Here is a 21,844-nt window from a genome sequence, read left to right on the forward strand (position 1 = left end):
GAATTCAGAATCAGAGGCTGGCTTTTAACGCTTCAATAAAGCGCGTATTGAATTCAGCGCTGGTGTTATTAATCACACCTAACCATTGCTCAACCAGCTGTTGGCGCTCTGCGTCTTTGCCCGGCCCCTGGCCTAAACCCTGAGCCAGTTTTTGCACCTGTAATTCCATCCGGCGTGCTTTATCGGCTGCTGGTGATTCGATATCGGCCAGAACCTCCAGTGAAATCACAATCGCCTGAGCGTCGGTGTTTGCTTCAGATTGAGTTAACTCACCTTTCAAGGCCTGTTCAAATAAGGCGGCGTTGTAGCCAGCCGGTAAATCGGCTGCTGCGGCAAAGGCGTCGTTATCCTTTGTGGCAATCGCCTGTAAACGATCAATCAAGCCGTTCCAACGCGCACGTTCTTTTGCATGTTTCATCGTTTGCTGTTGGTTTTGCAGTGCGTTGTCGATGCCTTGTAATTGTTTAACCAAACGCTGGTGAGCGCTGCGCGGTAATTCAATGGCAGAGAATTGCTGGCGCAGTTCCGACAGTTGATTTTGTGCGTCGTTAATCGCGGCCGCATCCGAATGTTCGCTATCAGGCTGCCCCTGAAATTGTGTGACAAGGGCTTGCGCCTGTGCAACCAGGCTTTCTGCCTGAGTTACGGCGTCGTTAATCTGAGCTTTGCGCTGCGCTTTTTCGCTATCCAAACGTGAGAACACCGCATCACAGGCACTGCGGAATTGTTTCCACAATTTCTGATCCGGATTACGTGGGGTAACGCCAACGGTTTTCCACTGTTGTTGCAGTGATTTCACCTGATCAATCGCGGCCGACAGGTCTTCTTGTTCAACCAGTGCTTCGGCTTGTGTCACCAGCTCAGCTTTGGCCGCCAGGTTGCGGTCGTATTCTTCTTTCAGGTGAGCGTAAATTGCGTCGCAGGCATCCTGGAAGGCTTTTTGGGTGTCTTTGTGTGCAGCACGGTCAACTGGTGAATAGCTGCGGAAAGCTTCGCGCGCGGCATCCAGAGTTTTTTGCACCACTTTCCAATCGGCGCCTTGCCAATCCAGTTGTTGTTCGTAGCTGATTAATTCGGCGGTTAATGCCTGGCGGGCTGCCACAAACTGTTGACGTTTTTCCGCCAGTTGGGCGAAATATTCGCGGCAAGGTTCAAAGGCTTTATCACCGGCAGCCTGGAAGCGCTGCCACAGTTCACGGTCTGGCTGAGCACTGCCCAACGCTTTCCACTCTTCCTGCAGTTCATGAATTTTATCGGCCAATACGTCTGCGCTGATGTCGGCATCAATTAATGCTTCCATGGCATCACATAAGGCTTCTTTTTTCGGGGTGATGGCATAGCCCTGCCAGTCGCGCATTTCGTTGAGCTGAGCGTTCAGGCTTTTGGCTTTGCGTTGTTGTTCCTGGCTGACTTTGTTATCAACCTGCCGCAGATTTTGTTGCACCTGATGATTCAGTTTGCTGGCTTCTTTGGCGTGACCTTCGACCAGTGCTTGTTCCAGCTTAGATAATTGCTCATCAATGGTTTGCAGGCGGCTTTTCTGCTGTTTCGCCATATCATCTAACGCGGCATTGGCCTGATCCAGCTTGTTCTGGATTTGTTTAACCCAGCCTGGCTGTTCGCTATTTTGCTCTTGGGAGGTGTTTGGAGCCTGTGGCCAGTGCAGCTGCTTTTGCCATTGTTGCGCTTGTTTACGGGTGTTGGTGAGGCCACGCAAATCGGTTGCCAGTGGCTTCGCCAGCCATTCGTTCAGTTCATTTTGTTTTTCTGCAAAGTGGCTCAGCGCGGTTTGCATAGCGAACAGCTGTTGCAGTTGGTTTTCAAACTGACGATTTTCTGCAGCGCTGGCTTTGTGCGCCTGATTAGCATCACGCCAGTTGGCCTCCAGCGTTACGATTTGTTGGTGCAATGCTTCTGAGTCTGAGGCGTGGTTTGAATCAGAGGTGTCGCCAGCGCCGTTTTGTGCGGTGTCGTGTAGCAGCGTTGCCAACGTATTCAGTAGTTCAGATTGTTGCGATTGTGCCTGTGCCGCCGCTTGTTTTTGCTCGGCCTGGCGTGCTTCTTCTTCGGCGTGTTGGGTTAGCGTGGCTTGAGCCTGTTGCAGTTGTTGTTGCAGGGCACTTTGCTGTTCTGGCGATGCCTGCTCACTCAACGTTTGCCATTCTTTGCTGATCACCTGATAGCGACCATTAAATTCCGGGTTGTAGCCAAGGCGGTTCAGTTGTTCGGCATTGGCCAGCAGGGTCGCGATACGAGCCTGTAGCGCTTGTTGAGCTTCACGCTCGGCTTTGCCCGCGTTGAGGCGGTCTTTGCAGAGGCGGTAAACCGCTTTGTCTTTGCCCTGGGCGTGTGTCATCAGCTGTTGCAGTTTGTCGGCATCGTCGATGCCTTCAGCAGCGGCCAGACGCACTTTGGCAACCGGGTTGCTCATGGCCAGTTGTAAGCGTTCGTTTTGATCGGTAATGCGCGACACGGCATCCAGACGTTGTTGTTGGTCATCGGTTAATGACGCAATACGAATCAGAGTCTGGTTGTCCTGGATGTCGGATAATGCCTGTTGGCTGCTTAACAAACGAGCCAGCCAGGTTTTGCGGGCAGTTTCACGAACATTGTCCTGATTGTGAGACAGCAGCTTTTCCAGTTCCTGTTCGGATTGAACCTGAGCAACAGCCAGTTCACGCAGCTCCGCAACCGACTCAGCATTAATAAAGGTGATACGTTGCTCGTCGTTTTTCAGTTCGACGATGGCCTGACGGCGAACGTCTGGATTAGCGTGTTGCCACTTGGGCTTAAAAAACTTGCTCAGTAAAGCCATCAAACAGGTTCCGTTACAGATGTCAGAAAAATGCGCCACATTTTACAGAGGCGTGACGAAAGGGAAAGGGGGCAAATCAACATGTGGCCTTGCCAGCCAGTCGCGCTCAGGCACACAAATGTGAACAAATATGGTAGAGTCGCCCCCATCTGCTCACGGATAAAAAATAATAAGATTGAGGGTTGTATGAAAATCACCAGGCTTTTGATGGTACTGGGTACGATGGTACTGAGTATGGCGCAGTTAACCGGTTGCGCTTCTATGGGGATGGGTTCCCGTCCACTGTCCGAATTGACACAGAATTATGCCAATCAGGAATCGCAGTTTTTAGCGGTGGATGATCTGGTGATTCACTACCGTGATGAGGGCTTAAAAAATGGCCCTGTGCTGGTCTTGCTGCACGGTGTTGCCTCTTCACTGCATACTTGGGATGGCTGGGTTGAGCAGTTGAGTGATCGTTATCGTATTATCCGAATTGACCTGCCAGCACACGGCTTAACCGGCCCAGATCCTAAGCTTGAACGTTATGAAATCAATTACATGGTCGATAAGCTGGATAAGTTTCTGACCAAGTTAAACATTAACCAGATCTATCTGGCGGGTAATTCACTGGGCGGTTATATCTCGTGGAACTATGCCCTGCATCGTCCGGATCGGGTGCAGAAATTAGTGCTGATAGACTCGGCGGGTTACCCACAAGAGATGCCATTCATCATGAACTTTACTGCGCTGCCGGTGATTGGTGAAATGAGTACTCTGATGCTGCCGCGCTTTATGGTCGGTTTGAATGTTGATGCGGCTTATGGTGATGACTCTAAAGTGACCGATGAACTGGTGAAGCGTTATCACGATTTAACCTTACGTCCGGGTAACCGCAAAGGTCTGGTGAATGTGTTCCGCACCATGAAAGAACAAAGCCAGAATCCACACCTGGCGGATCGGGTAAAAGATATTCAGGCGCCAACCATGTTAATGTGGGGCGAAGAAGATGAGTGGGTTCCACTTGAAGTGATGGAGCAATTCCGCAACGATCTGCCAACGGCGCATGTCATTACCTATGAAGGGGTAGGTCATATGCCGATGGAAGAGTTACCGGTACAAAGTGCCCGTGATGCGGCTGATTTCCTGCAGCAATAAACGATCGAATGAATAGCGCACACCTGGCCCTCGGGTGTGCCAGAGGACAATATTAGTGAGCAGTATCGTCTGGTACGACTATGAAACTTTTGGTGCCAGCCCGGCCTGGGATCGTCCGGCACAGTTTGCCGCCATCCGTACGGATGAAAACCTGAACGAGATCGAAGCACCGATCGAGCTGTTCTGTAAACCAACAGACGATTATCTGCCCCATCCACAAGCGGTATTAATTACCGGTATCACTCCTCAGGATTGCCAGCAAAAAGGCATTCCTGAAACCGACTTTATTCGTCAGATCAACGAAGTGTTTAGTGTGCCGGGCACCTGCAGTGCCGGTTATAACAGTATTCGTTTTGACGATGAGGTCACCCGTTATGGCTTGTATCGTAATTTTTACGACCCTTATTCGCGCGAATGGCAGGGCGGCAACAGCCGTTGGGATTTACTCGATGTGGTGCGCTGCGCTTATGCCTTGCGTCCGGATGGCATTGAATGGCCAAAACACGAAGACGGCCGCACCAGTTTTAAACTGGAACATTTAACCGCCGCCAATGGCCTCGATCATGGCAGTGCTCACGATGCGGTATCGGATGTTCGCGCCACCATTGCTCTGGCGAAACTGGTCAAAGAAAAACAACCGAAATTATTTGATTATTTATTTCATCAGCGCACGAAACAACGCATTGCTGAACTCATTGATGTACAAAACCATAAACCGCTGATGCATGTCTCGGGCATGTTTCCGGTGGAGCAGGGTTGCATGGCGGTTGTGGTGCCTTTGTGTTGGCATCCCACCAATAAAAACAGTGTGATTGTGTATGACCTTCATCAGGACCCAACACCGCTGTTTGAATTAACACCAGAGCAGATTCAGCAACGGGTGTTTGTGAAAAATGACGAACTTCCTGAAGGTGTTACCCGGTTACCACTGAAAGAAATCCATATTAATAAATCCCCGGTGTTGGCCCCGGCTAAGACCTTAACGCCGGATCAAGCCGAGCGTTGGAATTTATCCGGTGAGACATTACGCCAGCATTTGGCGTTAATTAAAAATGGCGTGGATTTAACCGCTAAATTGCATCAGGTCTTTTCCGGTAAAGAATTTGCCGCGGCCAAGGATGTGGATGCGCGTTTGTACGATGGCTTTTTCTCGGCTCAGGATAAAAGCGCGATGAACGATCTGCATCGTTTATCCGATTGGGATCTGGCCGATTGGCCTGCACCATTTGCCGACGCTCGCGGTGAAGAAATGTTGTTCCGTTACCGCGCACGTAATTATCCCGACACATTGAATGAAGACGAACGTGAGCGTTGGGAGCAACACCGCCAGGCGCGTTTATTACAGGGAATTCCGGATTCGCCATTATTAAATTACGAGCAGTTCGCCCGTGAATTACAACTGGCGGCGCAGCAAGTGATGGATGATCCGGTAAAACTGCAATGGATTCAGGATTTGCAGTTGTATGCGGAATCGATTTATCCGTATACCGATTATTAAGCTGAATGTTTCTCAGCCAGTTTATTCGCCCGGTAATCGCCGGGTGTCATGCCATGCCACTTACGGAATGCCCGGTGAAAGGTGCTGGCCTCGGTAAAACCTAAACGTTCGGCAATATCGCGAATGCTGGCGTCGGGTTGCGCCAGCATCAGGCTGGCTTCTTCCATACGACATTCATCTTTTAATTTTTGATAAGACGTTTGTTCATCACTCAGACGACGGCGCAGTGTTGCACCGGAGACATTGAGATGATCGGCAGCATCATTGAGTGACGGCAGTTCTTCCATGGTGTATTGACGAAACAACTGACGTAACCGTCCGGTCATGCTTTCATGCGGATTGGGCCGGGCCAGAAAATCTGCCGGAGAGGTATGTAAAAAAGCATACAGTGATGCCGGCGTTTGGCTGATGGGTAATGCCAGTACCCGGGTCGGAATCTGCAGGTAGGTTTCGCTTTGTGAGAACTTGATGGGGGTGGCAAATAACACCTGATACAAACTGGCATGATCGGGTGGCGGGTAACTGCAACTCACCGATAACAAGGGAATTCCCTGGCCAACCAGCCAGCTGGATAAGCGGTGCCAGATGGCCAATAACGACTCACACAAAAAATGATCGGGGTCATACTCGGCGCGATGTTCAATAAAAATCTTACTGAGGCGTTTGCCTTTTTCCAGACGAATATTCGGAGCGCCATCAAACAACGCATAAAACGCTTGTGCACGGTGTAACGCATGTTCCAGTGATGAGCAATTGATGATGGCTTTGCACATCATGCTGAATGTACCGAAATGTGAACGTACCGGCGCCAACCCCATAAATTCATCGTCACAACGACGCCACAAACATGCCATCAGCCGGGCGTAATCATCGCTTGTGATGGCATATTGGCGGGTGTTGAGTATCTCTGGGTCAAGACCGGCACTGATCCAGATATCACGGCGACTGAATCCAAGTGATTCGACTCCTCGCAGGGGGGCTTCAATAAACGCAACGGGAATATTTGGGCGATTGCCTGTGAGTACCGGGGATACCGTGGCTGAAGTTGTCATTGCAGATGCAGACATATTGACCGGTTTGCTAATTTCTGGACGCGAATTGTCAGCGAAAAGGTCAATCAAATCAATGAAAAGAAAGTCAGGCGCTTCCGCAGAAGCACCTGAAACGGCCTCAGGACTTGCGCATGGCCGGGTGATACAGCGTGGTTTGGTTGCCACCCTGTTGCTTGGCATGAAGCAGAGCTTTATTGGCTGCCAGTAACCAGTCTGTTTCCTGCTCGAACTGGTCATTAAAAGCAGCCAGACCAATACTGGTGGTAATCTGAATCGCCTGATCTCCCTGGCGCACAATCAGGCCATGGATAATCGTGCGGATGCGTTCGGCAAATTCAACCGCACTTTGTTCATCGGTATCAACCAATAACACAGAAAACAAATCACCCCCGAAGCGGCAGGGCAGATCGGTCTGGCGCATGGTTTGACGTAATGAATCTGACACGGTTTTTAACACCAGATCGCCAACCCGGTGGCCGTGTTTACCATTGATGGCTTCAAGGTTATCAATATCGAAAATGGCGATGCTGGATGGGTTACCCGAGCGTTTGCAGCGTGCATGTTCGCGGCGAATATCCTGCTCCCAGATCACCCGGTTGGGCAGCTCGGTGAGCTGATCAACACTGTTCAGCTCCAATAACGACTGATTGGCTGAGCGGGCATCTTCGTGATTCACGGCAACATCGGTGACGTCGTAAACAATGATGCAGATGTGATCAACGGTTTTATCGACCGACTCCAGCGGGATGATACTGGTGTTCTGGTACATGGTCGCCGTACGACCTGTGATCGGCCGATAATTTTTGAATTTAAATAAATACGGGCGCTGTTCCCAGATGGTGAAGGTGCGGGTTTTTAACTGAAATACCGCTTCGGATTTTTGTTTAAACCAGTCTTCAGGGATTTCCGGGCATAGCGTAAACAAGTTCTGGTCTTTGGCGTTTTGTGGGCTGACCCCGCTGTGGCTTTCCATAAAGCCATTCCAGAGTTGAATATTGTAGTTACGGTCGAGCACCACCAGGCCGACGTCGATATTCTGCAGAATATCCATTAACCAGTGAATGTCACCTATTCCGATATTGGCGTCGCTCATAAATTAATCCAGCAAAAAGTCGATCACGTTGTTGAGTTTCTCAACGGAATCTTCGGTGAATAACAATAATAAATCGCAGTCGATATTGACGTGCTCAAGGGTGTAATGGATCTCGATGGCGAGGGTTTTGGTCCATTGATGATTGCCACTTTTGAGGATGTCGCTGGCCAGGCAATGTTGCCCTAATACCACCGGATGACCCTGGTTAAAGTGAATCTCAAGTTGTTCGCCAATACCCTGTATGCAGGCGCCAATCAGTAAAGAACTCACATCCATTAACAGCTCCAGTTCAGCCTCACGATCAAGAGCTTCTGGATTGTTCATGCCCGGATAATTCATCAAGGTGGCTAAGTCAGCGAAGCTGGTATCGTTGAATAGCAACATGGCTTCGCCAGCAATACCGGCCCCAATAAAGCCCTGGCAAACAGCCGATACCGCAGCATCTGCTTCGGCATCTTGAATGGCCATGTGCAGCTCACTGTTTTCGATCAGGTTCACCTTTGGAACTGGTAGCACGACGTAGGCATCAAGGAGCCGCGCAAGGCGATCTGCCGCCTGGCCCATAGCAACATTAGTCAGCTCCTGGTAACAATCGCGCTGGTCTTCGTTTAACGAAACAGAACTCATATCAGGCCCCCGTCAGAATGCCGTATTCGGCCAGTACGGTGCGTGCTTTGTCAGCGTCGATGGGTTTTTTAATAAAGGCCATCGCTCCGAGCTTACGGACACGTTCCTGAGCGTCGGGTTGAATATCGCCTGAGACAACGAGCACCATGGCGGGTAAATCTTCTTTGCGAATGACTTCTAACACGCCATAGCCATCGAGGTTAGGCATGGTCAGGTCAAGAAACACCACTTCACCATTGCCCTGGCGAATTTGCTCCAGACCTTCCACGCCATCCCCGGCAAAACTCACTTCAATATCCCATTCCGGGGGGAGAGCCCGTTTCATTTGTTTGCGCGCGAAACTGGAGTCGTCGCAAATCAATACCTTAATCGCCATAATATCTGCAGAACCAATGAATAAGTCTCTATAAGTAATAGTTGTCCAAAGGTGAATCATCAAATTCTGATGTGTTACTTTTGGTTGTTATCAGTGCGGCAGCCGGGCGGAATTATGAAAAGTACGATCAGACAGAAGGTATTAACCGTCATTGCGCTGATATTGCTGGCGGTATTGGCTGTATATGGCTGGCAGCGCAGCCAGAGTATTTATTACGAGGATCTGCAGGTGTTTTGCCATGGTTCCAGCTGTGATTATCAGATGCGGTTGTTTAATCCCGGTGAAACTCAAGGGGTGCAGCTGATTTGGGTGGCGCATAAGGTCACCCAGGATCAGGGAGAAATTTTTAGTTTTATTGAAAAAAACACCCAGGAAGTTGCCGGGCAAACCGAGTATATGCTGGCAGGTGTTCAACGGCAGGTGAGTGGTACCTTTACCCGGCCGCAACACACCAGCTATGTGGTGCTGAAACTGCGCCCGGTCGAATAAATGGCTTGGTCTGATAAATAGCTGAGAGGACGCTCAGCGTTTGTCGTAAATTGCGATCAGCTGACGGCTTAGGGCCAATAACACCCCATCCTGAGTGGCAATGCGTGCTTCGGTATGAGCATAACCGTCGTGAGCCTGGCGGATTTCCGCTTCATAGGTTAAATACTCGTCAGTCATTATCGGACGTGTTAACTGGCTGATGGGCGTCACCAGTTCCAGTTGCCAGGTCACCGTGGCACAAGGTGCCATGGACTTCATCTTCTGTAGTACCGTCGGCGGCCAGGCATCAATCAATGCCACCAGGTGTTCTTCCGTCAGTTCTTCTTTTCCTGATAGCTCTTTTTCCGGTAGCTCTTTTCCCGATACCCCTGAAAAACGCATTAACCCCTTCAGGTGATTCAGTTTGCTGTTGGTGAACGGGAGTTGTCCGCCATGGTAAATAAAGTCGATGTGCTGAGTGAATTCCGGCGTCATCCCCTTAATGTAGGGCAGCTTCTGGCCGCTCTCCGGAGGCTGGCAATCGACATTTTCATGAGCAACGTGAATGTCACTGTCGCGTTGGCGACCGTAGCAGGCCGTGACCATGGTCGCGACTTTATCGTCCTGAATCAGCTCTGCCTGCCAATGAGCAATGGACTTACCGGCGCGAATCTCCCGGGTGTTGATTGAACAAGGCTGATCACTGAAGAGTGGTCCACAAAACGCGATGTTCAATGAACGTAATAATCCTGAGTCCGGATTCTGCTGGTTCAGTTTTTTGAGCAACAATGCTGCCGACATGCCACCAAAAATGGTGCGCCCCTGTCCCCAGCTGGAGTCAATAGTAATGCTTTCTGCGCTTGTGGCGCTGGCCAGATAGTGATCAAGGTTGTTCATGTGATGTGCCGCTTCAGTATCTTGCATAAAAAAGAACGCAGTGTACGTGTTTGATTTGAACAACAGCAACGATTTGGCTTAATATTCCTTTTTTGGAATATAGTGCTGGCAGAAATGCTACTCTGGTCAGACAGTTTGATCATTGTCTAACGCCGCTATTCGGGTATAACTCAGTGATAACTGATTGAAAACAAAGAAGCGAGATATGACTGAGCTTTCCATTAAAACCCGGGCGGAACGTTTTCTGGCCACCTTGCAGCATGGCCAGGTACTCGATTTGTCTGTGGTGTCCGCAACGGATGATAGTGTGACCATGCGCTTGCCTTATCAGCCACAGGTGATTGGCGATCCGGATAGTGGAACACTGCATGGTGGCAGCCTGACAACGTTGGTAGACACCGCCAGCGGTACCGCCGTGTTTGCCATTTTACCGGGTTTTGAACTCTGCCCGACGCTGGATTTGCGGCTCGATTATATGCAGGGCGCTCGCTCGGGCTACGATTTATTGGCCGTCGCTCGGGTGATCCGTATTGCCAGCCAGGTCGTGTTTACCGAATGTCGGGTATACGAGTGTGAACACGCGGCGGAGTATTCATCCAGCAGTGAGCCTGATGGCAATTTGATTGCTAAATGTTCTGCCACATTTATGCGGATCGGGGCTGATATGACTCCGGCTGATTTTCGCGCTCGTATTGAATCCGGAGATAACGCATGAATGCATCCAATGATAAAACTTTCTCTGAAACCTTACTGCTGGCGCAGCAAACCGGCGAGTTTCAGCCCGTGGTGGATAAAATCCCTTATGCGGGGTTAATTGGTTTGCAGTTTCAGCGGTTGGGGAATGATGTGTTATTTCACCTGCCCAAAAACGATAACAACATTGGTAATCCGATTTTACCGGCCATCCATGGTGGTGTGATTGGTGGTTTTATGGAGTTGTCTGCTTCGCTGCACCTGATGATGAATATGGATTGTGCAACGACGCCAAAAATGATTGATTTTTCGCTCGACTATTTACGCGCCGGGCGCCATCAGGACACCTTTGCGGAATGTCAGGTGTGGCGTCAGGGTAATCGCGTCGCCAACGTCGCTATTAATGCCTGGCAAACAACGCGTGAGAACCCTATCGCAACGGCTCGGGCACACTTTTTATTGTCGCGGTCTTAATTCCTCAGACTGCGATTATTTTTCGCTAGCGTTTATCGCAGGAGAGTTTATGGCAACCCCGTTGGTCATTGATTATTACACTGATGTCTTATGTATCTGGGCCTGGATTGCCCAGCGTCGTATTGAAGAGCTGGAAAAACAATGGCCCGGAGAAATCGAGCTGAAATATCACTACGTTGATATTTTCGGTAACGTGCCGGAAAAAATGGCCAATCAATGGCAGGCTCGGGGTGGCTACGACGGCTTTGCTCAGCATGTTCAGCACTCTGCTGCGGATTATGAAAATGCGCCGGTACACAGTGAACTGTGGCAACAGGTGCGGCCGGCAACGTCAGCGAATGCACATCTGTTTCTGAAAGCGGTTGAATTACAGTGTGGCTGTCATATTGCAGCAGAAATGGCGTTGTGTGTACGCAAAGCTTTCTTTATCGAAAATCGTGATATTGGCCAGTTGGAAACTTTGTATGTATTGGCCGCAGAACACCAGCTGGATGTTGATGCGATTCAACAGTCAGTAGTGAATGGCACTGCGATGGCTGCTTTGATGAGTGATTACCAAAAGGCGCGCCAGCAGGGCATAAAAGGCAGCCCATCGTATGTGATGGATGGCGGGCGCCAGGTGTTATACGGCAATGTTGGCTACCGGGTGTTGTCTGCCAATGTTGAAGAATTATTAAAAAATCCACAGGATGAAGCGAGCTGGTGTTAACGCCTAACGCTGTTTAAAATCGACGTTTTATTCGGCGGAGATTTGTCTGTGCAATACCGTAAGTTAGGACGTACCAACCTTGATGTCAGCCTGATTGGTCTGGGCACCATGACCTGGGGCAAACAAAATACCCAGGCTGACGGTTTTGAGCAGATGGATTACGCTCTGGAGCGTGGTATTAACTTTTTTGATACCGCCGAAATGTACGCCATTCCGCCATCTCCCGAAACCTACGGTACAACCGAAACCATTATTGGTAACTGGTTTCAGGAGCGCGGCAACCGCGATAAAGTGATTCTGGCGACAAAAATCACAGGCCCGGGATTAGCCTGGATTCGGGATGGCGACATTATTAATCGTGATAATGTCATTCGTGCGGTGGAAGACAGCCTGACACGATTAAAAACCGATTATATCGATTTGTATCAGATGCATTGGCCAAATCGCGGTTCCTATCACTTTGGTAAAACCTGGGGATTTGCTCCGAAGTTTGATGCGCAGCAAGAGCAGGATAATTTTCTCGAAGTGTTGAAAACCTATCAGGAATTAATTCAGCAAGGCAAAATTCGTCATGTCGGATTGTCCAACGAAACCGCTTGGGGAACACAAAAGTGGCTGCAGCTGGCGGAACAATATGATCTGCCACGAATGGCCAGCATTCAAAACGAATATTCCTTGTTATGCCGTTATTTTGAGCCGGATTTAAGTGAAATTGCTCTGGCCGAAGATTGTGGTTTATTGGCCTGGTCGCCACTCACACGCGGTATCATCAGTGGTAAATACCTTAATGGCGCTAAGCCAGCTGGCGCTCGTTTAACCATTGAAACCCGGGCGGAACATCGTAACGGCCCTTTACTGGATGCGGCTGTTGAGCGCTATATTGCCCTGGCGAATGAACATGATCTTGATGTTTGCCAAATGGCGCTGGCATTTGTGAATCAGCAACCGTTTGTCTCGTCCAACCTGATTGGCGCAACGTCTATGGAGCAATTAAAAACCAATATTGATTCCATTGATGTCAGTTTATCTGATGAAGTCTTAGCCGGTATTGAAGCGATTCGTCGTGAATACCCAGCGGTGTTTTGATACACCGAATCATTCAAAGGCGTTTTAATTTATTTGTTACGCCAGTGTGTTATGTTCACAGTGAACAAAAGGAATCATTATGAGCACAATGAACTGGCGGCAATTGTTATCACCAATCCGTTTTGGTGAACCTCAGGGCACACTGGCGGTTGATTTGGGGCGTTCGCCTTTTCATAAGGATTATGACCGCATTATTTTTTCCTCGGCGTTCCGCCGCCTGGATCGCAAGACCCAGGTTCATCCTCTGTCTGAAAATGATCACGTTCACAGCCGTTTAACCCACAGCCTGGAAGTCGGATGTGTGGGACGCTCGTTAGGTACGCGGGTGGGAGAGGCACTGTTAAACCAACTACCAGAACACATCACCCCGGCCGACATCGGTGCCATGGTACAGGCTGCCTGTTTGGCCCATGACATTGGTAATCCACCTTATGGTCATACCGGCGAAGACGCGATTCGCCACTGGTTTCAGGAGCCACAGAATGCGCATTTTCTGGAAGGCTTAAGTGAAGCCGAACAACAGGATTTAAAAACTTTTGAAGGTAATGCCCAGGGCTTGAGAATTGTCACTCAAGTAGAATATCACCGCTTTCAGGGCGGCATGCGTCTGACTTATGGAACCTTGGGCGCCTTCCTGAAATACCCGTGGACCTCTGACTACGTGGCTCGTGGGGAGCGCAAAAAATTTGGTTGTTATCAAACTGAATTACCCATCTTACAGGAAGTGGCGACAACACTGGGGCTCATTAAAACCGGAAATAATGCCTGGTGCCGTCATCCGTTGGTGTATTTATTAGAAGCGGCAGACGACATTTGTTATGGCCTGATCGACCTGGAAGACGGCATCGAAATGGGGTTGTTACGTTACCAGGAAGTGGAAGATTTATTACAGCCTTTATTGGCAGAAGACTGGGCTACTTCGAGTATCGATTTGGATCTGGCTGATAATGATCGTCGTCGTTTACAGATGTTACGTGGACAGGTGATGGAAGCCATGGTCAATGCGGTGAGCCAGGCCTTTGTGAAACAGCAGGAAGCGTTGTTAGCCGGGACACTGAGTGGTGACTTAGTTGAGTATTGTACCGGGCCGGTTGCCGATGTCGTTCGTGCTGCAAAAGACTTGGCACGCCAGCGAATATTTAAAGACAGCCGTAAGTTATCGGTTGAAATTGGTTCATATTCGACGCTGGGTATTTTGTTGGAGGCCTTTTTAACGGCGGTTCGTGAGCACAAAGAACACGGCCAGGCTACGTTCCGTAATCAGCGTATTCTGGAATTAATGGGAAAATCGGCACCCAAGCCAGACTGGAGTTTGTACGAATCTTATATGCGTGCGATTGATTACATTTCTGGCATGACGGATAACTATGCTGCCGAGTTAGCGCGCCAGTTTTCAGGTTATCAGCCGCCACAAAGAGGCTGATAACCTGGCGGTCTTCTGATACGAATTATTTTCTTAAAGTAAACTTAGCCACAATTTCCTGCAAGCCGCTGGAGAAAGATGCCAATGCTTGAGCAACTTCCTGGCCCTGGCTGGCATTATCGGACGTCAGCTTGTTCATATCAGCAATTTTAATCAGATTTTCGTTCACTTCACTGACTGCACCAGATTGTTCAATCGATGCTCGAGAGATATCCCCCATAATGACTGAAACCTGTTCAACGGCTTCAACAATCTCGGACAAACTTTCTGCGGAAGTTTGAGTAATTTCTGATCCGATTTGTGTTTTTTCTACAACAATCTTCACAAGTTCAGCGGTCTCATTTGCTGCCTTGGTACTTTGTGACGCCAGTGTACGTACCTCATCGGCTACCACGGCAAAACCACGACCGGCTTCACCGGCTCGGGCTGCCTCAATCGCGGCATTTAAGGCCAATAAGTTGGTTTGCTCAGCGATACCTTCAATGGCGACCAGAATGGATGAAATATTATCGGTGGCCGTTTTGATGTCTTCCATCGCGGTGACCGCTTTGCCAACTTGTTGTTTCCCTTCAATAGCCGATTTAGCGGCCGCTACCCCAAGGTTATCAGCTTCAGTGGTTCGCTCTGCGGTATTGTCGGTGACTTTACCGACCTCTAATAAAGAAACAGAAATTGACTCCAGTGCTTGTTGTGATTCGTCAGAGTTGGCTGACATATGATCACTGGAAGTGAGAATTTTATTACTCTGATCTACCAGGTGGTTGGTATAACCACAGATATCATTAATGATTCCGGTCAAACCTTCATTGGTTTTTATCAGAGCATGACTGATCACATCGCCACTATCCTGTGGCGTAATATTTTGTGTTAAATCGCCCTCAGCAATATTTTTTAAACCGCGTACTAATACTTCATCCAGGTAGCTGGCCAGTTTGTCGAGGGACTTTGCCATTTGACCAATTTCATCACTACGATTCAGCTTAGGTCGTTGCGCCGTATGGCCTAGCGCTAACTCATTCAGGAACTCCGTCATCTTATTTACGGGTGAGGTGATCGAGGTACTGATATATATGGCAATTAAAACAACAATCACAGCGGATACGAGGGTAATACCAATAATAATTGTTGTGATGTTATTGATGGCTGAAAATGCTTCTTTTTGGCTGATTTCTGAAATCAGTGCCCAGGTATGCTGACCAAATTGGATCGGAGTATAAGCCGTCAGCACTTCTGAGTTCAGGTAACTCTCAGAAACGACCGTTCCTTTATTATTTTGTAGCGCATTATTGATCGCATCACTTTCTGCTTTATTGGATTGCGAAAATGCATTAATAACAGAAAACTTTCCCGGATTCAGATAGGAATCAGAACGCATCTGATGATCTGGCCCAACCAAGTAGTTTTCTCCGGTTTCTCCCATGCCGGAGCGCTGCGCCATAATACTGTTGAGGATATCTCTGGAAAGCTGCAGCACAATTACTGCAATCACGTCCTGTTTCAGATTCAAAACGGGCGCTGCAATGAATGCCACCGGCTCATTATTCTGATAAACGTAACGCTTATAGTCCTGGTATTGTTTTTGTTTTGTTTGTACGACCCGGTTCCAAATAGCGTATAGCGGGTTATCGGAAGCTTGTTGCAAGCTCAAACCAAAATCTTCATTTTTAAGTGTTGTGTAAATAACATGACCAGTATCAGCAGTGATCACCATGGCATCACTATAACCTTTAGCTTCCGCGAAACTTTTGATAGTTTCCCCCATTTCAGACCATAACTCTTGATACTCAAAGGTCGATGTATTAATGCGTTGCTGAGCACTGATTTCTTCACGCTTTTTATAAACTTTAGCGGCGCGGTAAAGTGATTTTACTTCATGACTATTGGCCAATAACTCGACATCCTGGTCGGCATTTCGGAAATAACTCTCGATCTGGTTATGCATCACATCACGTGTGCCTGTCAGTTGAGAAAAGACATACTCTTTCAGGGAGTCGCTTGAAATATAAAACGAAATAATACCAATAATGATCGCCGGGATAATGCCAATGGCAATCAGAATGCCCATCAAACGATATTTTAATGAAGAAAACATAATTTAACCTTGTCCGTATGAATCTGTCTTAAAAACTACTTCACTGACCAGTGTTGGTCTGTCACTTCTACTTCCCATAACGGAATGGTTGCCATCTTATATGGCGTAAAATTCACTTCCTGATTAACTGCCATGACTTTTTTGGGCGCAGGTACAAATAACATGTAAGCATTGTCATAAGCACGTTTCATGATTTTGCGGATGATTTGTGTTGAGGCATCCGTGTTCAGTGTTTCTGTCAGCATGGTATCGATATAAGCATTCATCGTTGGATCAGGACTGATAGTGCTCCAGACACTGTCTGTTTTGTAAACAAAAAACGCAGACCATGGATGGTTGAAGTACCAATCATCATCCCCCCAGACCAGTAAATCCCACTCCATGGTGTTCTTTCCGGCATTGGTTGATAATAATTGTTCAAAAATAACCGTTTCGTTCTGGGTGATTTTAAACTCCAGTTCTACCCCGACTTTGCGAAGGTCACGATCGATAGATTTCCACAAAAACATAAACCGTTCTTGCGTAAGAACTTTCAGTTTCAGGCCATTGAGTGTGTTGGTTAATTCCTGGCGTATGGATTTCGGGCTTTGTACATCTGAATATGCTTTTAATGATTTGGCGACCTGGTTGACACCGGGAAAGTTAGGGGAAGCCAGTGTCGGCTTACTTTCAGCAAAGCCAAAAAAGGAATTTTTGATAATAGCCTGCTGATTCAGTGCTTGATTCAGCGCTTTGCGTATCTTTTTGTCTTTTAGTTTTGGGTTGCCAGTAATCATATTGATGTGAATGGCAATATTGTCATTGGATGGGCCGCTGATCAGCTTGGAGTACGCTGAGGTCATGACCGATGCAACCTCTGTAACCGGGATTGGCATGATATCCAGCTGACCTTCGCTGTCGGTCACTTCTTCCAAAGCAATATCGGAGTCCAGTTGGGTATAGACGGTAATGGTTTCGACTTTTACCAGGTCTTTGTCGTAATAATTCGGGTTAGCGACCAAAACGGCTTTAGGGGTATTGCGGTCACCTTCAATGTAGCCTTCTTTCAGAATATACGGGCCGGTGGCATAGGGGCCTGGCTCCGCCAGATTGGGGCAGGTTGCTTTACCATTCCAACCAAATTTTTTCAGGTAATCGGTGGTATAAAAATGCAACCAGATGACGTCATTGATAAAAGATCCGTACTTAGCTTTCAGGTGAAAGCGAACCGTGTAGTCATCTACTTTTTCTGTGCGATCATAATATTCGTGAAACTTACTGAACAGAAAAGGTGCTTTTTTAAAGTAACGCATATTTTCAAGCACGGCATCTGCATCAAAACGGCTACCATCCTGAAAAACCACACCCTGCCTCAGAGAGAATTCATATTCAGTATCGCTGAGCTGACGGTATGATGTTGCCAGGTCATAATCCCAACTTCTGCTGTTATTGGCCGGTTTTAAAAGCGCGCCATTAATCGCATGGGATACATATAGATAAGGCAAGCTGGGTACGTAGACTTTGACGTGTGACCCCGGCGTTGGGGCAGCTTTGGCGGAGTTGATAATCAACAGGGTTATCAAGCAGCTCTGCATTAATAAGCGTAATGAATTCGCCATGAAACATCTCATTAACAGTGAATAATCCCATTAACTTTAGCAGAGCAATTTGGAATATCTTCTTATCGCTATAAATAATGATATGTATCATTAATCATCGTGTGTTGAGTTGTTGGAAGGGGAGCTCTGGTTGGTGTTCCGTCAACTTTTTTGCTAAGCGCTTCTGCCATTTATTCTCCGATTTCTGCAAATGTTTAATCAGCAATTTACTGAGTTTAGGCATCAGTGCCGGGGGCAAGTCGTGCCCCATCCCCTGAATGACTTTCAGTTTTGATTTACGGATGGCTGCAGCGGTATCTGCGCCCATGCGGGCAGGGATGATCGGGTCATCAGATCCATGAATGATTAATGCCGGTACTTTGATTTTTTGTAGCAAGTGATGACGATCACCGGCAGCTGTAATGGCAGCCAGCTGACGTTTAAAGCCACAAGGCGAGCCTGCCCGCTCATAACTAGTTTCGGCCAGTTGCCGCAATTCGATGTCATTCATGGGGTAGGCCGGCGAACCAATTAAACGATTCATGCGCATGGTGTAACGGATAGAAGCTTCGCGGTTTACTGGTGTTGGCCGTTTGGCCAGCTGGAGTAACACTTTCAGATTCGGGTCGGGTAAGCCTGGTGCCCGGCCTGCCGACATGATGGATGTCAGGCTGCGTACCCGCTTGCGTTTGGTTGCAGCCAGGATCTGAGCAATCATGCCACCCATGGAAGCACCAACCAGATGAGCGCTGTGCAGCTGCAGTTCGTCCATCAGAGATAACACGTCACGGCTCATATCTTTTAGCGTGTAGGGCACGTCAGCCGGGCGTTGCATCTTCTGTTGTAACCAGGTTTTCAGCAGGCTGGGCGAGCCTTGGTCTTTCATGTGTGATGAGTCACCGACATCGCGGTTATCAAAGCGGACAACATAGTAGCCAGCATCCGCAACGCGTTGGCATAGTTCGTCGGGCCAAACCCGCATCTGAGCTCCTAACCCCATAATCAAAATAACAGCCGGATGTTGTGCCAGGCCAAAGGTTTCGTAGACAAGTTGGATGCCGTCAGCGGTCTGAAATTGAGTCATGGTCTTTGATGGGTTAACGGTTATCAGAATCTCAGTAAGAAAGAGTCTAGCTGCTCGCGTAAATATGAACAGGGGGGTAGAATGCCGGACTTTATTGTGACTTGTTGTAAGAAAACTCCATGGATATCGATTTTCCCCTGATTCTGATGATTGCCACCGCGGTAACGGGCTTAATTGCACTGGCTGATAAGCTTTGGTTTGAGAAGCAACGTAAGGCTAAGGTTGCGGAACTTGAAGAGCGCATGGCGCATGTTGATGATATTGCCGCCGCTGAGAAAGAGCCTTTTATCATTGAACAAGGGAAGTCGTTTTTCCCGGTGCTGGCCATTGTGTTTGTGTTGCGATCTTTTATCGCTGAGCCGTTTCAGATTCCATCCGGGTCAATGGAGCCAGGCCTGATCAAGGGCGACTTTATTCTTGTAAGCAAATTTCATTATGGTTTGCGTATGCCCGTATTTGGCAACACTCTGGTGCCTATCGATATGCCGGAGCGAGGCGATGTGATGGTGTTCTTCCCGCCCAATGATCCGCGTTATTTTATTAAGCGGGTGATTGGTCTGCCCGGCGATACTATCGAATACCGTAACAAGCAGCTGACCATTAATGGTCAACGTGTTGAGACTCAGGAGCTGGGCGGTGAACCACCTTATAACCCGCGTAAGTATCTGGCTCAAGAGTCGTTAGATTCTGCAGATGCTGCGATTCAGTGGGTAGTGGGTGTTGATCGTCGCTCCAGCCAGAAAGTAATTTGGGCTGGCCCTGAAGGGGAATGGAAAGTACCGCAAGGCCATTATTTTATGATGGGGGATAACCGCGGTAACAGCCATGATAGCCGCGGCTGGGGTTTTGTTCCGGAAGAGAATATTGTCGGTAAAGCGGTGGCTGTATGGATGCACTGGGAAAACTGGACCGATATTCCTTCGTTTAGCCGTAACAAGTGGATTGATTGAACTATACTAAAAGGTAAACACGGAGCACTGTATGTTTACCTCTCATTCGAGAGCCGCTCAGCAGGCGCGGCTCGCTAAGCGTTCGCAACCCATTGGCAAGAAGCCCTGTAAGTTCTGTCAGCGCAGCCGCTGGTTAATGGTTATCACCATTCTGATTGTGTTGGCTTCGGTATCAGTCCTGAATACAGCTTAAGCATTTTTCAACATCTTGCTAAACCGAAAATATCTCGACTTTTTGACCAATTGCTACTGGATATTTGACGCCAACTCCTTAGAATGCCGCTCGTTCCTTCTTGAGCGTGATTGCATGACTCTTACCCAGCAAATGAAAGGCTTTGCCGCCGACTTTCTCGACCGTGTTATGCCGGTTAAGCCAGTCCAGCGTTCCCAGGATGAACAACATCGTCTGGATCGTGCCTCTCGCAAAATGCATCTTTATTTTTGCCGCACCTGCCCATCATCTATTGAAGTGAAGCGCCATTGTGAAAAGCTGGGGCTGAGGGTCGTTGAGAAAGACGTCATTCGTGTGAATGCCTACCGTAATGAACTGGTTCACGGTGGTGGTGCTCCCCGTGTACCTTGTCTGCGTATTGATGACAATCAGCAGGAACGCTGGTTATACAGCCGCAAAGCCATTCTCGAGTATCTGGATCAGCGTTTCTGATACTCACTTTCTTCTCTTTTTGTTTTTTACTTTGGTATAGCCGCCTTCTGCCCTGACACTCCTGACTCTGGCATCATCGTATAACGGGCCTACAATAGGCCATCTGTTATTCCGGTGCCCTGAGTTATGCCCCTGATTGCTTCAACGTATCAAGCGCCCCGTGGCTATGCCAACGGCTATGTGCAAAGCATTTATCCAACCTTGTTCCGTAAAATAGCCTTGCCCAATCTGGTTCGTGAGCGTATTGAATTGGCTGACGGTGACTTTCTGGATCTTGACTGGTCTCGATGTAAAGACACACCCGCAAAGTCGCTGGTTATCGTGTCTCATGGGCTGGAGGGACATTCCCGTCGCCCTTATGTATTGGGAGTGTTACGACAGGCGAATAAAGAAGGGATGGATGCACTTTCCTGGAATTTTCGCAGTTGCAGCGGCGAACCAAATCGTTTGCCACGGATGTACCACAGTGGCGCAACCGATGATTTACACCAGGTGGTGAATCATGCACTCAACTCAGGGTACCAACGTGTTCATTTAGTGGGATTTTCGATGGGCGGTAATCTGAGTTTGCTCTATGCCGGTCGAGATTCACGACTTCCGTCTCAGGTGCGATCGGTTTGTGGCTTCTCTGTGCCCTGTGATTTAAGAGGCAGTGCCGATCAGCTGGCGTATCGACGTAATCGAATTTTTATGTGGCGCTTTTTAAGGGACCTCAGAGTCAAGGTTGAGCAGAAAGCAAAACGCTTTCCTGAACTGGTGTCCGCTGACGGCTATTCACAGATTCGTAATTTCCGTCAGTTTGATGATCGCTACACGGCCCCATTGCATGGTTTTAACGATGCCCTGGATTACTGGCAACAGTCCAGTTGCCTGCAGTATCTGGATAAAATCCGGATTCCGGCTCTGTTAGTGAATGCCCGTAACGACCCTTTTTTATCCGCTGACTGTTATCCTCACACGATGGCCGAGAAACACCCGTATCTCCACTTGGAAGTGCCGCTCAGTGGCGGGCACGTGGGCTTTATCGAAAGAAATCCGGACCACACGTATTGGATGGAAAAAAGAGCACTGGCCTTTATCAAGCAGCAAAATGAGTAACGTAACCGCTTTGTAATTAAATGGTTAATTC

At 48.5% G+C, this 21,844-nt stretch carries 21 protein-coding genes; 12 read left to right on the forward strand and 9 right to left on the reverse strand.

Annotated features, from left to right (window positions below):
• Positions 1-10: 10 nt before the first annotated feature.
• Positions 11-2,815 (reverse strand): DUF349 domain-containing protein, encoded by a 2,805-nt coding sequence (locus tag KFF03_RS05820; RefSeq protein WP_255859606.1) that lies wholly within the window; start codon positions 2,813-2,815, stop codon positions 11-13.
• Positions 2,816-3,001: 186 nt separating this feature from the next.
• Between KFF03_RS05820 and KFF03_RS05825 the strand changes: the two genes are divergently transcribed.
• Together KFF03_RS05825 and sbcB are read left to right on the forward strand one after the other, a co-directional pair.
• On the forward strand, positions 3,002-3,952 hold the full coding sequence (locus KFF03_RS05825; RefSeq protein WP_255859607.1) for an alpha/beta fold hydrolase: 951 nt from the start codon (positions 3,002-3,004) through the stop codon (positions 3,950-3,952).
• Positions 3,953-4,007: 55 nt separating this feature from the next.
• Positions 4,008-5,450, forward strand: coding sequence for an exodeoxyribonuclease I (gene sbcB / locus KFF03_RS05830; protein ID WP_255859608.1), 1,443 nt, complete (start codon positions 4,008-4,010; stop codon positions 5,448-5,450).
• On the opposite strand, the gene KFF03_RS05835 is transcribed toward sbcB, so the two are convergent.
• The 4 genes from KFF03_RS05835 to KFF03_RS05850 form a co-directional block, all read right to left on the reverse strand.
• Positions 5,447-6,517, reverse strand: a complete 1,071-nt coding sequence (locus tag KFF03_RS05835) for an AraC family transcriptional regulator (protein ID WP_255859609.1) — start codon at positions 6,515-6,517, stop codon at positions 5,447-5,449. The two genes, sbcB and KFF03_RS05835, sit on opposite strands and share 4 nt — an antisense overlap.
• Before the next feature lie 103 nt (positions 6,518-6,620).
• Positions 6,621-7,595, reverse strand: a complete 975-nt coding sequence (locus KFF03_RS05840) for a diguanylate cyclase (RefSeq protein WP_255859610.1) — start codon at positions 7,593-7,595, stop codon at positions 6,621-6,623.
• A 3-nt stretch (positions 7,596-7,598) separates the two neighbouring features.
• Positions 7,599-8,222, reverse strand: a complete 624-nt coding sequence (locus KFF03_RS05845) for a histidine kinase (RefSeq protein WP_255859611.1) — start codon at positions 8,220-8,222, stop codon at positions 7,599-7,601.
• 1 nt (position 8,223) lies between these two features.
• The gene (locus KFF03_RS05850) at positions 8,224-8,547 is read right to left on the reverse strand and encodes a response regulator (RefSeq protein WP_255859612.1); all 324 of its coding nucleotides are present in this window, start codon (positions 8,545-8,547) and stop codon (positions 8,224-8,226) included.
• 165 nt (positions 8,548-8,712) lie between these two features.
• Between KFF03_RS05850 and KFF03_RS05855 the strand changes: the two genes are divergently transcribed.
• Entirely contained in the window at positions 8,713-9,087 is a 375-nt protein-coding gene (locus KFF03_RS05855) for a hypothetical protein (RefSeq protein WP_255859613.1), read from the forward strand.
• Between the two features lie 33 nt (positions 9,088-9,120).
• On the opposite strand, the gene KFF03_RS05860 is transcribed toward KFF03_RS05855, so the two are convergent.
• Positions 9,121-9,963, reverse strand: a complete 843-nt coding sequence (locus KFF03_RS05860; protein WP_255859614.1) for an acyl-CoA thioesterase II — start codon at positions 9,961-9,963, stop codon at positions 9,121-9,123.
• A 205-nt stretch (positions 9,964-10,168) separates the two neighbouring features.
• Here KFF03_RS05860 and KFF03_RS05865 point away from each other — a divergent pair, with 205 nt between their 5' ends.
• The 5 genes from KFF03_RS05865 to KFF03_RS05885 all read left to right on the forward strand — a co-directional run bounded on the left by KFF03_RS05865 (position 10,169) and on the right by KFF03_RS05885 (position 14,348).
• Positions 10,169-10,678, forward strand: coding sequence for a PaaI family thioesterase (locus KFF03_RS05865; RefSeq protein ID WP_255859615.1), 510 nt, complete (start codon positions 10,169-10,171; stop codon positions 10,676-10,678).
• Entirely contained in the window at positions 10,675-11,130 is a 456-nt protein-coding gene (locus KFF03_RS05870) for a PaaI family thioesterase (protein ID WP_255859617.1), read from the forward strand. The genes KFF03_RS05865 and KFF03_RS05870 overlap by 4 nt, the downstream gene beginning before the upstream one ends.
• Before the next feature lie 49 nt (positions 11,131-11,179).
• A complete protein-coding gene (locus tag KFF03_RS05875) occupies positions 11,180-11,839 on the forward strand; it encodes a DsbA family protein (RefSeq protein WP_255859619.1) in 660 nt (219 codons plus the stop codon).
• A gap of 48 nt (positions 11,840-11,887) precedes the next feature.
• Positions 11,888-12,925 carry an aldo/keto reductase gene (locus tag KFF03_RS05880; RefSeq protein ID WP_255859620.1) on the forward strand — a complete coding sequence of 346 codons (1,038 nt, stop codon included), beginning with the start codon at positions 11,888-11,890 and terminating at the stop codon, positions 12,923-12,925.
• Between the two features lie 79 nt (positions 12,926-13,004).
• Positions 13,005-14,348: a deoxyguanosinetriphosphate triphosphohydrolase gene (locus tag KFF03_RS05885; protein WP_255859621.1), complete on the forward strand. Its 1,344-nt coding sequence runs from the start codon at positions 13,005-13,007 to the stop codon at positions 14,346-14,348.
• 25 nt (positions 14,349-14,373) lie between these two features.
• Here the strand turns inward: KFF03_RS05885 and KFF03_RS05890 are convergent, their stop codons facing one another.
• The 3 genes from KFF03_RS05890 to KFF03_RS05900 form a co-directional block, all read right to left on the reverse strand.
• The gene (locus KFF03_RS05890) at positions 14,374-16,440 is read right to left on the reverse strand and encodes a methyl-accepting chemotaxis protein (protein ID WP_255859623.1); all 2,067 of its coding nucleotides are present in this window, start codon (positions 16,438-16,440) and stop codon (positions 14,374-14,376) included.
• A 35-nt stretch (positions 16,441-16,475) separates the two neighbouring features.
• Positions 16,476-18,038: an ABC transporter substrate-binding protein gene (locus tag KFF03_RS05895; RefSeq protein WP_255859624.1), complete on the reverse strand. Its 1,563-nt coding sequence runs from the start codon at positions 18,036-18,038 to the stop codon at positions 16,476-16,478.
• Positions 18,039-18,132: 94 nt separating this feature from the next.
• Complete coding sequence (locus tag KFF03_RS05900; protein WP_255859625.1) at positions 18,133-19,101, reverse strand: alpha/beta fold hydrolase; 969 nt, start codon at positions 19,099-19,101, stop codon at positions 18,133-18,135.
• Between the two features lie 119 nt (positions 19,102-19,220).
• Between KFF03_RS05900 and lepB the strand changes: the two genes are divergently transcribed.
• The 4 genes from lepB to KFF03_RS05920 all read left to right on the forward strand — a co-directional run bounded on the left by lepB (position 19,221) and on the right by KFF03_RS05920 (position 21,813).
• Positions 19,221-20,051, forward strand: a complete 831-nt coding sequence (gene lepB / locus KFF03_RS05905; protein WP_255859627.1) for a signal peptidase I — start codon at positions 19,221-19,223, stop codon at positions 20,049-20,051.
• A 31-nt stretch (positions 20,052-20,082) separates the two neighbouring features.
• Positions 20,083-20,244 carry a hypothetical protein gene (locus KFF03_RS05910; RefSeq protein WP_255859629.1) on the forward strand — a complete coding sequence of 54 codons (162 nt, stop codon included), beginning with the start codon at positions 20,083-20,085 and terminating at the stop codon, positions 20,242-20,244.
• A gap of 114 nt (positions 20,245-20,358) precedes the next feature.
• The gene (locus tag KFF03_RS05915) at positions 20,359-20,715 is read left to right on the forward strand and encodes a glutaredoxin domain-containing protein (RefSeq protein ID WP_255859630.1); all 357 of its coding nucleotides are present in this window, start codon (positions 20,359-20,361) and stop codon (positions 20,713-20,715) included.
• A 126-nt stretch (positions 20,716-20,841) separates the two neighbouring features.
• Positions 20,842-21,813, forward strand: coding sequence for a YheT family hydrolase (locus KFF03_RS05920; protein WP_255859631.1), 972 nt, complete (start codon positions 20,842-20,844; stop codon positions 21,811-21,813).
• Positions 21,814-21,844 lie beyond the last annotated feature (31 nt).

It is taken from the genome of Bacterioplanoides sp. SCSIO 12839 (assembly GCF_024397975.1).
GTDB lineage: Bacteria > Pseudomonadota > Gammaproteobacteria > Pseudomonadales > Oceanobacteraceae > Bacterioplanoides.

What these genes read in the sequence shown, in the direction of transcription:
- KFF03_RS05820 (WP_255859606.1), bottom strand. Translation starts at nt 2,815, where the DNA reads ATGGCTTTACTGAGCAAGTTTTTTAAGCCCAAGTGGCAACACGCTAAT.
- KFF03_RS05825 (WP_255859607.1), top strand. Translation starts at nt 3,002, where the DNA reads ATGAAAATCACCAGGCTTTTGATGGTACTGGGTACGATGGTACTGAGT.
- KFF03_RS05835 (WP_255859609.1), bottom strand. Translation starts at nt 6,517, where the DNA reads ATGTCTGCATCTGCAATGACAACTTCAGCCACGGTATCCCCGGTACTC.
- KFF03_RS05840 (WP_255859610.1), bottom strand. Translation starts at nt 7,595, where the DNA reads ATGAGCGACGCCAATATCGGAATAGGTGACATTCACTGGTTAATGGAT.
- KFF03_RS05845 (WP_255859611.1), bottom strand. Translation starts at nt 8,222, where the DNA reads ATGAGTTCTGTTTCGTTAAACGAAGACCAGCGCGATTGTTACCAGGAG.
- KFF03_RS05850 (WP_255859612.1), bottom strand. Translation starts at nt 8,547, where the DNA reads ATGAAACGGGCTCTCCCCCCGGAATGGGATATTGAAGTGAGTTTTGCC.
- KFF03_RS05855 (WP_255859613.1), top strand. Translation starts at nt 8,713, where the DNA reads ATGAAAAGTACGATCAGACAGAAGGTATTAACCGTCATTGCGCTGATA.
- KFF03_RS05860 (WP_255859614.1), bottom strand. Translation starts at nt 9,963, where the DNA reads ATGAACAACCTTGATCACTATCTGGCCAGCGCCACAAGCGCAGAAAGC.
- KFF03_RS05865 (WP_255859615.1), top strand. Translation starts at nt 10,169, where the DNA reads ATGACTGAGCTTTCCATTAAAACCCGGGCGGAACGTTTTCTGGCCACC.
- KFF03_RS05870 (WP_255859617.1), top strand. Translation starts at nt 10,675, where the DNA reads ATGAATGCATCCAATGATAAAACTTTCTCTGAAACCTTACTGCTGGCG.
- KFF03_RS05875 (WP_255859619.1), top strand. Translation starts at nt 11,180, where the DNA reads ATGGCAACCCCGTTGGTCATTGATTATTACACTGATGTCTTATGTATC.
- KFF03_RS05885 (WP_255859621.1), top strand. Translation starts at nt 13,005, where the DNA reads ATGAGCACAATGAACTGGCGGCAATTGTTATCACCAATCCGTTTTGGT.
- KFF03_RS05890 (WP_255859623.1), bottom strand. Translation starts at nt 16,440, where the DNA reads ATGTTTTCTTCATTAAAATATCGTTTGATGGGCATTCTGATTGCCATT.
- KFF03_RS05895 (WP_255859624.1), bottom strand. Translation starts at nt 18,038, where the DNA reads ATGGCGAATTCATTACGCTTATTAATGCAGAGCTGCTTGATAACCCTG.
- KFF03_RS05900 (WP_255859625.1), bottom strand. Translation starts at nt 19,101, where the DNA reads ATGACTCAATTTCAGACCGCTGACGGCATCCAACTTGTCTACGAAACC.
- lepB (WP_255859627.1), top strand. Translation starts at nt 19,221, where the DNA reads ATGGATATCGATTTTCCCCTGATTCTGATGATTGCCACCGCGGTAACG.
- KFF03_RS05910 (WP_255859629.1), top strand. Translation starts at nt 20,083, where the DNA reads ATGTTTACCTCTCATTCGAGAGCCGCTCAGCAGGCGCGGCTCGCTAAG.
- KFF03_RS05915 (WP_255859630.1), top strand. Translation starts at nt 20,359, where the DNA reads ATGACTCTTACCCAGCAAATGAAAGGCTTTGCCGCCGACTTTCTCGAC.
- KFF03_RS05920 (WP_255859631.1), top strand. Translation starts at nt 20,842, where the DNA reads ATGCCCCTGATTGCTTCAACGTATCAAGCGCCCCGTGGCTATGCCAAC.